This window comes from Nostoc sp. FACHB-152 (assembly GCF_014697475.1).
GTDB lineage: Bacteria > Cyanobacteriota > Cyanobacteriia > Cyanobacteriales > Nostocaceae > Nostoc_B.
Genome location: NZ_JACJRV010000012.1, coordinates 81,590 through 94,609 on the forward strand (window position 1 = coordinate 81,590; position 13,020 = coordinate 94,609).

The window sequence follows — 13,020 nt, forward strand, 5'->3', positions numbered from 1 at the left end:
TTTTGAAAATAGCGATCCCCAACAGATTTATTGTTTTGTAACCTCTATCTTCTGATTGATATTTAAAATCGATAAGCACTTAATCTAACTTTTCAATTAAAATGAAATGTTAAATACAGAATTGAAGCGTCAACTTAGCTATTATCTGAGGTTCGACCGTGACCTTGAGCTTGCCTTCCCCGATTAGTCCCGCAAAAACTGAGAATCAAAACCAGTCTGCTGTTGTTCAATCGCCAGTTGTCACACCCAAGCGCGCAACTGGTGGTTTCGCTCTACTGGACAGCCTCCTCCGCCACGGCGTTGAATATATTTTTGGTTATCCTGGTGGAGCGATTCTGCCAATTTATGATGACCTTTACAAAGTGGAATCAACAGGTGCGCTGAAGCACATTTTGGTGAGGCACGAACAAGGCGCAGCCCATGCCGCAGACGGCTATGCCCGTGCCACTGGGAAGGTAGGAGTGTGCTTTGGTACTTCTGGCCCTGGTGCGACAAACTTGGTAACAGGTATCGCTACAGCCTACATGGATTCCATACCGATGGTGATTGTGACCGGACAAGTACCCCGAAAAATGATCGGTACAGATGCGTTTCAAGAAACCGATATCTACGGGATTACTTTACCGATTGTCAAGCACTCTTATGTAGTGCGCGACCCGAAAGACATGGCCCGAATTGTGGCTGAAGCATTCCACATCGCTAGCACTGGACGGCCAGGCCCAGTGTTAATTGATGTCCCTAAAGATGTGGCTTTTGAAGAATTTGATTATGTACCTGTAGAACCAGGCACAGTTAAGTTACCGGGATATCGCCCGACAGTTAAAGGAAATCCTCGCCAGATCAATGCGGCAATTAAATTAATTAAAGAAAGCCGGCGACCACTGCTGTATGTTGGTGGTGGTGCGATCGCTTCTAATGCCCATGAGCAAGTTAAAGACCTCGCTGAGTTATTTAATATTCCTGTCACAACCACATTGATGGGGATTGGCGCGTTTGACGAAAATCACCCGCTAGCCTTGGGTATGTTGGGGATGCACGGCACAGCTTATGCTAACTTTGCTGTGAGTGATTGCGATTTGCTGATTTGTGTCGGCGCAAGATTTGACGATCGCGTCACTGGTAAATTAGATGAATTTGCCTCTCGTGCTAAAGTTATCCATATCGATATTGACCCAGCAGAAGTTGGTAAAAACCGGATTCCAGAAGTACCTATCGTTGGCGATGTCCGCAACGTCTTGGTTGACTTGTTGCGACGCTGCAAGCAATCAGGTATCAAAGCCACACCCAACCAAAACCAAGAATGGCTAAATTTAATTAACCGCTGGCGCGAAGAGTATCCCCTAGTTGTTCCCCAACACGCCGACAGCATCTCACCCCAAGAAGCAATTAGCGAAGTCGGTCGCCAAGCACCCAACGCCTTCTACACCACAGATGTCGGTCAGCATCAAATGTGGTCGGCTCAATTCCTCAAAAATGGCCCACGCCGTTGGATTTCGAGTGCTGGGTTAGGAACAATGGGTTTTGGCTTACCTGCGGCCATCGGCGCGAAAGTGGCCTTCCCAGATGAAGAAGTTATCTGTATTAGTGGTGATGCGAGTTTCCAAATGTGTTTACAAGAATTGGGGACTGCTGCACAGTATGGGATTAATGTCAAGACTGTAATTGTGAACAACGGTTGGCAGGGGATGGTGCGTCAGTGGCAACAAGCTTTCCACGGCGAACGTTACTCTTGCTCAAATATGGAAGTCGGGATGCCAGATATTGAGTTTTTGGCAAAAGCCTATGGCATTAAAGGCATCGTAGTGAAAGAACGCAGTCAACTCAAAGATGCGATCGCCGAAATGTTGGCATATAACGGCCCCGTAATCTTGAATGTTCACGTCACCAGAGATGAAAACTGCTATCCAATGGTAGCCCCTGGTAAGAGCAACGCACAGATGGTAGGTTTACCCAAGCAGCCACCAACAAGCGCGGTAGAACCCGTGTGTTGTAGCCACTGCGGTAGTATGAATGCTCCTAGCCATAACTTCTGCTCTGAGTGTGGCACTAAGCTGTAAAAATTTCTGAAAAATTAACTTCCTTTTTACGCAGGAGAGTACGTCTCCTGCGTTTTTTTATGGACAAAAGTTTACATAAAAAAATCCGACTATCTGTGTGATCTCGGATTTTTGTGGGAAAGCTAATGAAGAAGCAAGTTCAGCATTGAAAATTGCTTTTTCAATCAGTAACCAACTTTTCACAGGATTTTTATGCCAAAACGTTTGCCCAGAGGCCGTAGTGCTAGTTCAGTTGCTCTAGAACCAGAAGTGGCGATCGCTATTATCGGTCTATTTTCCGCAGCTGCTGATGAAGGCATTACCTCAACCGAAGAATATGCGTTGAGTGAAATGCTTGAAAGTGTTAGTCAGTTTGAAGATTACACTGACGAAGATTTTGCCGAATTAGGTGAAAAAGTTGCAGCCCTCATCGAGGAAGAAGATCCAGAAGAACTAATTGCCCAAGCAATTAATTCTTTACCTAATAAAGGTTATCGAGAAGCTGCATATATCACCGCTATTTTGGTAGTGGGTATTGATGAAGAAGTATTTGACAGCGAACAAGACTATATTTCTGAACTTCAAGAAGCCTTAAATATTTCTGATGAACGCGCCCAAGAACTCATCGATGAAGTATTTGGGACAGAGGAAGAAGAATGTGAAGATGAAGACGAAGAATAGTTTTTTTTGGTGCTGAATTTTTAATTTTACTAGCAGTGAGTGAAGCGATCGCTTCACTCACCTTAAACAGTGTTAAATTCCCATCTCTACCAACTTCAGGGTGCTTTCTACGTTTTTCTTGAGCGTTCGTTTTCAGTTAGGTGCAATATAGTAGCCATATTCCAGAGAGTCGAATTTACTGTGCAGATTGAGTTGGTGATGGTTTAGAACGCTGCTGTTTGTAAAAACTAACTACTTTTTGGACATAAGTACCAGTAAAGCCTCTGTTGCAGCCTGTATAAGTGCCTGTCATCCACCAACAAGCTACGCTATTTACAGCCGCAATTTCATTATTTTTAGTTACTTGGTACTGCTTGTTTAACTCACGGCTAGTGATGCAGGAAATTATTTGGCGGGCGATCGCAGGGCTATTTTCAAACTGCGTTGGTGTAATTTCTTTTTTAAGGCAAGATTTTGACCAAGCTTTGACGGTTCCAGGCTGGACTTGCCATTCGCTATAAAGTCCATCATCTTTTTTGCCTGTTTGGGGCGCAGCCAGTCGTAGTGCTTCTACCATTGCTGCGACTTGATTATTAGAAGGTTGTTGTGCTTGGGCTATAGATAATGACTGTCCAATGCTAAAACTAATAAGCATTGCACCAATTAATAATCGCATAAGTTTCTCCTCATCACTCTGGACTCAGTTTAAGACCAAGATGTAGGATAATACATTTTTTTAGCAGTAGGACTCATATCAGCCCTGGTTGATTTTTACTTAAGTGTCATCACTATACTCACTTGTAAGAAATTCAAGTAGATATTTTAAATTATTAGATCAATTAATATAATTAGCTTAATTTATTAGCTATATTTCAATTTTAAAACAAACAAATATTATTTGTGAGACTTTTACTATCTCATTAAAGTATAAACTATTTAAATTATTTTTTTATTCAAAAAAAGTGTTTATCAACACTTCCTTTAAATTTAAAAATGTATAAGCTCTAAACTGAAAAACAAAGATAAATAGCAATCATTTCAGAGATATAGCAGTCCTAAATAAGATTCAAACAAATCTATTGCCTATTGCCCTCATAAGCAGTTTGTCAATCCAATAAGATTGCTATAGCTAAAAAAATAAATATTTTTTCTTCAACCAACTAGAACACCAATTTCCGACAGCCAAAAATAGATTGGTTGAATTAGTGCAATCTCAACTTTGAATACTCAATTGGTGTTCTAGGAGGTTAATAGAAAAACTTCCAATTATCTTACTTGCTTAAAGAGAGTAAGACTCAGAACTTAAAAGCTAAAACTGACTAGAAAAATTACAAAACATGAACAAGCCATTTCAACCACAACGCCGTACAACTTTAAAGCGTATTTTCCAATATTCTGTACTGGGACTATTTGCTTTATCATCTCCGTTGGTGGATAGCCTTGTGCAAAGCACCCAAGCGCAGACAAACGCTAAAGTAATTAACTTGGCGTATCAAAGTTCTGGTGATCTTGTCAAATCCAAGAAAGTTGTTGAGCCACGTTTCAAAGCATTGGGAGTAACTGTGAATTGGGTTGGGCCATTCGCAGCAGGGCCACAATTGATAGAAGCGTTGAATGCAGGTAAGGTAGATATCGGTAATGTAGGAGAGACACCTCCAATATTTTCCCAAGCTGCACGCCCAGGTGTCATCCCTGAAGTTGTCTATCTTACTGGACGTACACCCACTAATGGTCAAAATCAGGGTATTGTGGTGAAAGCTAATTCTTCCATTAAGAAAGTAGCAGATCTTAAAGGTAAGAAAATTGCTTTTCAAGTAGGGTCGAATGCACAATATTTACTAGCAAAAGCTTTGAAAGAGTTAGGGTTAAAATTTAGCGATATTCAAGTTGTTGCTTTGACTCCATCTCAAGCCCGCGATGCCTTTATTCAAGACAAGGCTGACGCTTGGGTGGGAGGCGATCCCCTTTTAGCTGAAGTGGAAAATACGACCCCAATTCGGGTTCTAAGAAATGCAGCAGGAATTAATACTCTCAACGGCTTTTATATTGGCAGGCGTAATTTTGTGACCCAAAATCCGCAATTGGTGCGAGTGTTTTTAGAAGAAGCACAGAAAGTAGGAGAAGCGGCTGAAAAAAACCCAAGCGACTATGCCAAAATCTTAGTTACTGAACAGAAATTAGCCCCATCAGTTGCAGATAAGGTGGCACGTCGTCGTACTTATAAATTGAGAAGACTGACTCCGGCTATCATTGCCGAACAGCAGGGCGTTGCTGATTTCTATTTTCAAGAAAAAGTCATCTCGCGTAAAATTGATATCAAAGAAGGCATTCTTGCTCCGATATTATATCAAGCTATCATACCTGATAATATTCCTTAAACAGGTAGAGGTAGGTTTATTAGGCTATTAAGTTAGCGATATCTTTTACGAAGACGTGAATACCAAGAGCGGCTCGCACTCTTGGTATTCACGTCTATTGGAGTTGACCTTGGGAACAGGAATGCAAGGCTGTTGTATATAGCTTATTGAAGAAAATTTGTACCTCATTCACTTGCAATCTGCTGTAAATAAGGGGAATACAAACCGCAGAAGCGCAGAGTTCGCAGAGGAATAAGAGTTTCAGAGAATAATAGCAATAGCCAACTTAGTTAGAGCATTGGTAAATGATAAAACTTAGATACCAAAGCACTTTTACCTCTGTTGCTTGTCCCCTGCTATGTTGCGTAAGTTCTCACTAAGTTTAAAACATCTCGAATAACCCCTCATCTAATTCATAACCTAGCATTTGCGCCATAGATTTCAGCCGTGATGTACTGGGAATCTCTTGCTGTTTTAACCAATCAGTTAAAACAAATATTTTGTGCATCAAAAATATTTCTAAAGCTTCGGGATTATATTGAATGCCTTCTTTAGAACTGAATTGGTGCGGTACAAGCATGGCGGTGTAACGACCCAATTCTCCGGCTTTCCAATCTAGTAAAAAAAGCAACCAAGGATATTTGGCATCTAGGCGGATAAACCACAGCCGTAACTCTGGAACTTCTGAAAGTTCGCGGGGGTCGCCAGGTTCTAGGGGGTAATCGATATCAAAGGTTAACTGCTGTTCATAGGTAGCAACTCCTTCTTGCAGCAGTTGTTCAATTACCGTTACAGCCGGTGACAAATCTAATGTGTTAATTGAGTCAGTGTTGAGTGCGATCGCAATAGTCATAGTAATTTGTGAATGGTAATTGCTACGTCTATAAAAATAGGAAGTATGAATTTGATTCAGCACTCAGTATTGTATTCAATTGTGGTAGTAAAGCTGCAAAGGCTTTACCACGATGACTAACTGATTTTTTTACCTCTGGTGTCATTTGGGCAAAGGTCAGCTGCTTTTCGGGAACGTAAAACACAGGATCGTAGCCGAAACCACCTTCACCACGCTGTGCGTGAAGAATTTCTCCACGACAAATACCTTCACATTGCAGAACTATCTCACCATCAGGACGCGCGATCGCAACTGCACACATAAATTGTGCTTGTCTATTAGTTTCGTTACCTAATTCTTTGAGTAGCCTAGCAATTCGGTCTGCGTCGGTTTTGCCATAACGCGCCGAAAATACTCCTGGCGCACCATTCAAAGCATCTACCTGTAAGCCAGAATCATCTGCGATCGCCCATTTCCCTGTAGCTTTGGCGACTTCGGATGCTTTTAAACAGGCGTTAGCAGCAAATGTATCGCCTGTTTCTTCAACTTCTAGGTCTTCAGGTTTAAGAGTTAATTCCCAACCAGAACTTGCTAGGTAAGCTTGCATTTCACGCAATTTACCTTGATTGCTTGTGGCGACTACGAGTAGTTTTGTCATATTTCAGTTAACAGTTAACAGTTAACAGTTAACAGTTAAAGGTGATAACTGACAACTGATAACTGTTAACTCATTTTACTCTGCCCACTGTCTTGCCCAATCAAGAGTTTGATGTACTTGTTCGATTGTGGGGGCTTCGCAGTAGAGGCGCAGAACTGGTTCAGTACCGCTAAAGCGAATCATTAACCAGCTATTGTCAGCGAGGCGGAATTTATAACCGTCAATTGTTTGACAATCAATTACGGCTTTACCTGCAATCTCGGTTAAGGGTTGAGTTTGTAGTTGTTGTAAAAGACGCGATCGCACTTCCATACTGGCTAAGGGCAAATCAATGCGATCGTAGGCGGAGTTAAAATCTGTTTGCTGTTGCAAGTGGCGGTAATATTCGCTCAAGTCTTGCCCAGATTCAACAATTGCCTCTAGGACATACAATGCTGACAGTAGTGCATCCCGTTCTGGAATATGGCTACCATAGCCAATACCGCCAGATTCTTCACCACCCAGCAATACTTGCGATACTAACATTCTGTCAGCGATGTATTTGTAGCCAACAGGTGTTTCAAACAGTGACAAGTTGTGCAACTTTGCCACGCGAGGAATTAAGTCAGAACCACTAACTGTTTTAATGATTTCACCTGTAAAGCCACGCCTTAAGGTTAAGTGGTCGATTAATATCGGAATTAATATTTGAGAACTTAAGAAGTTGGCTTCTTGATCTACCGCCGCGATGCGATCGCAGTCTCCATCAAATACTAAACCAACGGTTAAACCTGATTGATTGGTTTGGCGGTGATTTTTGATGACTTTAAATAGTTCAGAAAGATATTTAGGCAATGGTTCCGGCGCACCACCACCAAATAGGGGGTCGCGGTTGCTGTTGAGTTCTTTTACCTGATCGCCTAATAGTCTCCCTAGTCCGCTAGCAGCCGCCCCGTGCATAACATCAGCAAATACAGTTAGCTTACCAGAGGCGATCGCTTGCCGAATTTTGGCAATATCTACTTTCCCTTCTAGCCCTGCGGTGTAACTGGGCCAAGGGTCAAACTTTTCTATTTTGCCAGGGGTCTCTGCTATCGGTACTCCTGTGGGCAACAGTGCTTCTATCTCTTTAGTAATTTCTGGTGATACCGAACCACCAAAATAACCCTTGACTTTTAATCCTAAATATGGGCCAGGATTATGACTAGCTGTAATAACTAACGCGCCTAAAGCGTTAAGTTGTTTGGCAGCCCAACTAAAAGCTGGAGTTGGGGCGTAGCTTTCACTTAATAAAACATCAAATCCTACAGCAGTGACGGCATTGGCGACAGCACGAGCAAAGTCTTCTGCCATAAATCTGCGATCGTAACCGACAATAATAGTTCGGCTACCAACTGTGGAATAATATGTATCATATAATACTTTGGCTGCAACTGGTGCTACTAGGGCTAGGCGTTCAAAGGTGAATTCGTCACCAATAACGCCCCGCCAGCCATCTGTACCAAATTTAATTGAGCTAGCTACAACTGGCATCGGGATATCCTATCTGTCCATCAGAGGATTCTAGCATTTGTACAGTTTATAAAGTAAAAAAAGAGTCTAGTGAAGGGGAAGAGGCAATAGGCAATAGGCAATAGGAGAAAGGACGATTCTATTTTTAGTCAGTGACAATACTGCTAGTGCGGTTACATGATCAGATTTCCGATTTTTTTAAAATGTCGAGGATCTCTTAGACTAAGAACTAGCGGTGTAAATAAATATTTTGAGTAGTAGTAGCCGCAAAAAGATTTTTCGGACAATGCTAATTAAACTCCCTAAATTTAGGGATGTTGATAGGTAAACCTATTGTTACAATACTTAACATACTCCATTCGACTGGTGGCTTTCTTGATGATGGTTAAGACACTTCCCCCGACTTCCCAATCGATTGAGGGCGAACTACAAGTAACTGAAGTGGTATCAGACAATGGTACACAAACTTTGGTTGTGCGTAGCCCGTCGTTAATTAAAAATGCCGATTCTGAAGCAATTCTATACAATCCTGTAGATGTTGCGGCACATTACCAAAAGAGACCGTTGCAAGTGTTGCAGCGAATTACGACGGTATTGCGACCAACTCTGGCTTTTGTTTTGGGGTTGTGGTGGGACAGCAAACGGGGAATTGTTGTGAAAAACGACCGTCGCCGCGCGGTGCAGTTGCGGGAACTGCTGACAAAGTTGGGGCCTGCTTACATCAAAATTGGGCAAGCTTTGTCCACCAGACCGGATTTAGTACCGCCTGTTTTCTTAGAAGAGTTAACTAAGTTACAAGACCAATTACCGCCTTTTCCTAACGAAATAGCATATCAGTTTATACAAGAAGAACTAGGCGCACCACCAGAAGAAATTTATACAGAATTGTCACCCCAGCCAATTGCGGCGGCTTCTTTGGGACAAGTTTATAAAGGGAAGCTGAAAACTGGTGAAGAAGTTGCTGTGAAAGTGCAGCGTCCTGATTTGCGAGAGCGCATTACGATTGACTTATATATTTTGCGCCGCATTGCTGGTTGGGTACAAAAAAATGTTAAACGGGTGCGGAGTGATTTAGTTGGGATTCTGGATGAATTAGGCGATCGCATTTTTGAAGAAATGGATTACATTCATGAAGGCGAAAATGCGGAACGCTTTTTTCAACTGTACGGACATATGAAAGATGTCTATGTACCGAAAATTTACTGGGAATATACCAATCGTCGCGTATTGACGATGGAGTGGATTAACGGTACTAAATTAACGCAGACAGAAGAAATCAAGGCGCAAGGCATAGATGCGCGTTATTTAATTGAAGTGGGTGTGCAGTGTTCTCTGCGCCAGTTGTTAGAACATGGATTTTTCCATGCTGACCCCCATCCTGGTAACTTGTTAGCCACAACCGATGGGAAATTGGCTTACCTAGACTTTGGGATGATGAGCGAGATTAAACCACCGCAACGGTATGGTTTAATAGAGGCGATCGTTCACGTAGTTAACCGTGATTTTGAAGGTTTGGCTCAAGATTACGTCAACCTAGAGTTTTTATCACCAGACACAGACCTCACACCAATTATCCCCGCATTTGCCAGAGTATTTGCTGATGCTCAAGGCGCAAGTGTAGCGGAACTCAACATTAAAAGTATCACTGATGAACTTTCGGCGTTGATGTACGAGTATCCTTTCCGCGTTCCTCCCTACTACGCGTTAATTATTCGCTCTTTGGTGACACTCGAAGGGATTGCTATCTATATAGATCCTAATTTCAAAGTTCTCAGCGAAGCTTATCCTTACGTTTCTAAACGCCTGTTAACCGACCCAGCACCACAATTAAGAACATCACTACGAGACTTACTGTTTAAAGAAGGCAAATTCCGTTGGAATCGTTTAGAAAATTTGTTACGCAATGCCCGGAATAATGAAGACTACGACTTTAATTTAGTATTAAATCAGGGAATAGATTTCTTATCTTCTGAACGTGGTTCATTTATCCGTGACAGATTGGTAGATGAATTTGTCAATAGTGCTAATGCTTTAAGTAAAAATGTTTTGCATAACTTCACCTACTTGTTGCGCGAAAGAGTAGGCTTAACCGCCATTAACGAAACACCAGCAGCAACAGTTGAACAAGAACAAACCTTAGAGCATATCAAACGGATTTTGCAAATTCTGCAAGAAACTCGCGGCTTTGACCCCTTAGAGATGGCTCCGCGATTGGTACAATTATTAGTAAATCCTGGTGTGCAGCAATTGGGTCAGCAAATTGGGTTGCGGTTGGTGCAGAAGTCTTTAGCCCGATTAATTCGGGAGTTGTTAGCCGCAGAAGATATCGAGCAAATGAGAAAGGTTAGTTAACATCAGTATCTCATCTGGCAGGAAGGGCGATCGCTCCTAAGCTAATAATCACTTAATTTGTTTGTTGAGACTGCAAGGGAGCCGGGAAGCAGAGGAGCAGGGGAGAAGATTTGAAGCCCAAAATTTCAATTGTGCAACTTTTAAGCACAAAAGCTTCCATCTTGCCAGTTAGCCACGATAGGAGTATTAAGAATATCTCATGCAGAGTGAATGAGGAGATTTCCATCTTTCACTCTTTTTTTATCCCTATCCGGTGATATTAAAAAATTTTTATTAAGTATACCAATTCAAATAATGTTTGCAACAGATACCCCACCCGCCTGACGGCACCCTCCCCTTGGCAAGGGCAGGGGTCTTATTTATGTGTCGCATTCTTTTTTCAAATTGGTATTATTAGACCGCTTGCAAAAGTCCAACTTTTAAATTCTTTCTTTGTGCCTTTGCGCGACGGCAGTCGCTACAACGGGGAGACAGCCGCGTGGGCGGGTTTCCCGACTTGAGCGGACTGTCGTGGGAACCCCCGCAACGCGCTGCCTCCTCTGCGTGAGACAAAAAAATATTTATGCAAGAGGTCTATTGATAATTCAACATAGCAGTTATATTTTTATTGCAAGTTTAATTAGCAATTAAACTGACTAAAAACTCCATAAAAGTAAATTTATGCATCTCATGAAAACTATCTTGAGTCGAGTAGTAATCATCGGTACTATTTGTGTTGCTCCTCTTAAGATATTAGCAGCAGAAACTCCCACTGCTATATTTCATGCTTTTGATCAAACATATAGCGAGATTGAAAAGTTTGTTTGTGAATTAGGTAAGCAAGGGTATTCTCATATTCAAACTCCGCCAACGCAGAAATCTAACCCCAGTACACAATGGTGGGCGCGCTATCAACCTGTAGACTATAGCGTGATTGAAGGTAGAGGTTCTGAAGCAGATTTAAAAAAACTGATTGATAAAGCCCACAGTTGTAATGTCAAAGTTATTGCTGATGTTGTTTTCAATCATATGGCGAATTTGGATGGCGATGAAGATTTTGAAGACTTAACTAAATTTCCTGGTCTTTCTGTCAGTGATTTTAATTCTGCTTCAGACAGTCCAGGGAAAAAACCTTGTGGAATTGACTATAGCGATCGCAATAGAGATTCAGAAATTAATTGTTGGTTAGGCGGACTTCCTGATTTAAAATTTACTGACAATGTAAAGAAAATTCAAAAAGCTCATTTAAAAAAATTACTCGATTTGGGAATTGATGGATTCCGGTTTGATGCAGCCAAGCATATGCCAGAAGATGTTGTGAAAGAGTACATCAGCTATGTTGATAGAGAAAGCAAAGGAAAAACTTGGAATTATTTAGAAGTAATTTCAGATAGTGATACTAAGGCAGAAGATTATAACGCGATCGCATCTGTGACAGATTTTATTCTTTACAACTCGATGAAAAATGCCTTTACTTTTGGTGGAGATTTAAAGTCGCTGCGAGTTCCCACAGCTGTGAATGATCCCCGTAGCGTCACCTTTGGCAGAAATCACGATACTATCAGCGAACTTAACACCTTTGCAATCAATCCCTACAGCGATCGCACTGACTCTTATTTAGCCACAGCTTATGTACTAGCCAGAGAAAGTGGTACTCCTCTAGTGCTTAACTGGGATAATGCCGATGCTCCTTTTATTAAATATGGAGTCAAGTTCCGCCAGATTATGCGTCAACGGGGAAATGAAGGCAAAAACGTCAAAGAAAATGTTTTGGCTGCTGTTAATAGTTCAACTGTGTTGCTGATGGAGCGAGGTAGTGAAGGATTTTTTGTGGTCAATAAAGCAGAGAACCAATTTAATATCCCAGCATTGGATTTAACCCTGACTAATTTAGAAGGATGTTATCGAGAACTCCGTAATAATTTTACCGTTGCTGTTGAGCGTCGTAACGGCAAAAAATTTATCACTCGTTGGGGAACTCGCAATAGAGGTGGTATGGAAATTCAAAGACGCGATGCACTCTACTTTATCCGAGAACCTTTTGATCAATGCTAGACAAGTTAAAAGGCTAATATCATGTCCGCTTGATTACTTACTAAAACCGATGAATCCCTCCCCGTCAACGGCTACCGTGTACACAATACGGTTCGGTTAAAGGGGAAAGGAGAAGAAAAAACCTTTAACCCTTACCCTTTAACCCCTTCGGGGTGACGCTCGCAAGCTCGCTAACGCTGCGCTAACGCCAGTCGCTCATGGGGGAAACCCCCAAGACCGCGCTGGCTCACCTTTTCCCCAAACCAATTCTGAGTTCAAAATGCTTATCCGAACCGTATTGGCATGACATCCGCAATATCGACATCGGTTGTTACTAAGTCTTCACTAGACTCAAAATACACTACATGGAAGTCGTCTTTTTCTAGTTCTGCGTGTAAGCGCAATATTTCTGTCGATTTACCTCGGCGATCGCTCACTATGCTACTTAACATACATAGCCATAAGATGATACTTGGATCTAACCTCTGACTCTCAGCATTTATCACCCTAGAGAGAATAGGTTAAATCAAATAATAATGATAGACTTTTTCAATAAATTACATAGTTTTGTGAACGTCTTAGCTAGTTATACTACCGCTAGTGGCTATATATCAGGCTTTT

At 41.8% G+C, this 13,020-nt stretch carries 10 protein-coding genes; 5 read left to right on the forward strand and 5 right to left on the reverse strand.

Features of this window, described 5'->3' with window-relative positions:
• Positions 1-158: 158 nt before the first annotated feature.
• Complete coding sequence (ilvB, locus tag H6G76_RS12810; protein ID WP_190700639.1) at positions 159-2,057, forward strand: biosynthetic-type acetolactate synthase large subunit; 1,899 nt, start codon at positions 159-161, stop codon at positions 2,055-2,057.
• Positions 2,058-2,249: 192 nt separating this feature from the next.
• Positions 2,250-2,717 carry a tellurite resistance TerB family protein gene (locus tag H6G76_RS12815; protein ID WP_190700640.1) on the forward strand — a complete coding sequence of 156 codons (468 nt, stop codon included), beginning with the start codon at positions 2,250-2,252 and terminating at the stop codon, positions 2,715-2,717.
• Positions 2,718-2,892: 175 nt separating this feature from the next.
• On the opposite strand, the gene H6G76_RS12820 is transcribed toward H6G76_RS12815, so the two are convergent.
• Positions 2,893-3,372, reverse strand: coding sequence for a hypothetical protein (locus tag H6G76_RS12820; protein WP_190700643.1), 480 nt, complete (start codon positions 3,370-3,372; stop codon positions 2,893-2,895).
• Between the two features lie 661 nt (positions 3,373-4,033).
• Here H6G76_RS12820 and H6G76_RS12825 point away from each other — a divergent pair.
• Positions 4,034-5,074: an aliphatic sulfonate ABC transporter substrate-binding protein gene (locus H6G76_RS12825; RefSeq protein WP_190700645.1), complete on the forward strand. Its 1,041-nt coding sequence runs from the start codon at positions 4,034-4,036 to the stop codon at positions 5,072-5,074.
• A 361-nt stretch (positions 5,075-5,435) separates the two neighbouring features.
• On the opposite strand, the gene H6G76_RS12830 is transcribed toward H6G76_RS12825, so the two are convergent.
• From H6G76_RS12830 to H6G76_RS12840, 3 genes are all read right to left on the reverse strand, one after another.
• Entirely contained in the window at positions 5,436-5,906 is a 471-nt protein-coding gene (locus tag H6G76_RS12830; RefSeq protein ID WP_190700648.1) for a CRR6 family NdhI maturation factor, read from the reverse strand.
• A 28-nt stretch (positions 5,907-5,934) separates the two neighbouring features.
• Positions 5,935-6,543: an RdgB/HAM1 family non-canonical purine NTP pyrophosphatase gene (gene rdgB, locus H6G76_RS12835; RefSeq protein ID WP_190700651.1), complete on the reverse strand. Its 609-nt coding sequence runs from the start codon at positions 6,541-6,543 to the stop codon at positions 5,935-5,937.
• Positions 6,544-6,618: 75 nt separating this feature from the next.
• Positions 6,619-8,055 carry a phosphoglucomutase/phosphomannomutase family protein gene (locus H6G76_RS12840; protein ID WP_190700654.1) on the reverse strand — a complete coding sequence of 479 codons (1,437 nt, stop codon included), beginning with the start codon at positions 8,053-8,055 and terminating at the stop codon, positions 6,619-6,621.
• A 357-nt stretch (positions 8,056-8,412) separates the two neighbouring features.
• On the opposite strand from H6G76_RS12840, the gene H6G76_RS12845 reads away from it, so the two are divergent.
• Positions 8,413-10,386, forward strand: a complete 1,974-nt coding sequence (locus H6G76_RS12845; protein ID WP_190700657.1) for an AarF/ABC1/UbiB kinase family protein — start codon at positions 8,413-8,415, stop codon at positions 10,384-10,386.
• Positions 10,387-11,046: 660 nt separating this feature from the next.
• The gene (locus H6G76_RS12850) at positions 11,047-12,420 is read left to right on the forward strand and encodes an alpha-amylase family glycosyl hydrolase (RefSeq protein WP_199337360.1); all 1,374 of its coding nucleotides are present in this window, start codon (positions 11,047-11,049) and stop codon (positions 12,418-12,420) included.
• A 263-nt stretch (positions 12,421-12,683) separates the two neighbouring features.
• Here H6G76_RS12850 and H6G76_RS12855 read toward each other — a convergent pair whose 3' ends face one another.
• Positions 12,684-12,851: a hypothetical protein gene (locus tag H6G76_RS12855; protein WP_190700811.1), complete on the reverse strand. Its 168-nt coding sequence runs from the start codon at positions 12,849-12,851 to the stop codon at positions 12,684-12,686.
• Positions 12,852-13,020: the final 169 nt, after the last annotated feature.

Bases quoted from the DNA above. Each gene is read 5' to 3' on its own strand.
- H6G76_RS12815 (WP_190700640.1), top strand. From the start codon at position 2,250: ATGCCAAAACGTTTGCCCAGAGGCCGTAGTGCTAGTTCAGTTGCTCTA.
- H6G76_RS12825 (WP_190700645.1), top strand. From the start codon at position 4,034: ATGAACAAGCCATTTCAACCACAACGCCGTACAACTTTAAAGCGTATT.
- H6G76_RS12830 (WP_190700648.1), bottom strand. From the start codon at position 5,906: ATGACTATTGCGATCGCACTCAACACTGACTCAATTAACACATTAGAT.
- rdgB (WP_190700651.1), bottom strand. From the start codon at position 6,543: ATGACAAAACTACTCGTAGTCGCCACAAGCAATCAAGGTAAATTGCGT.
- H6G76_RS12855 (WP_190700811.1), bottom strand. From the start codon at position 12,851: ATGTTAAGTAGCATAGTGAGCGATCGCCGAGGTAAATCGACAGAAATA.
- H6G76_RS12850 (WP_199337360.1), top strand. From the start codon at position 11,047: ATGCATCTCATGAAAACTATCTTGAGTCGAGTAGTAATCATCGGTACT.
- H6G76_RS12820 (WP_190700643.1), bottom strand. From the start codon at position 3,372: ATGCGATTATTAATTGGTGCAATGCTTATTAGTTTTAGCATTGGACAG.
- H6G76_RS12845 (WP_190700657.1), top strand. From the start codon at position 8,413: ATGATGGTTAAGACACTTCCCCCGACTTCCCAATCGATTGAGGGCGAA.
- H6G76_RS12840 (WP_190700654.1), bottom strand. From the start codon at position 8,055: ATGCCAGTTGTAGCTAGCTCAATTAAATTTGGTACAGATGGCTGGCGG.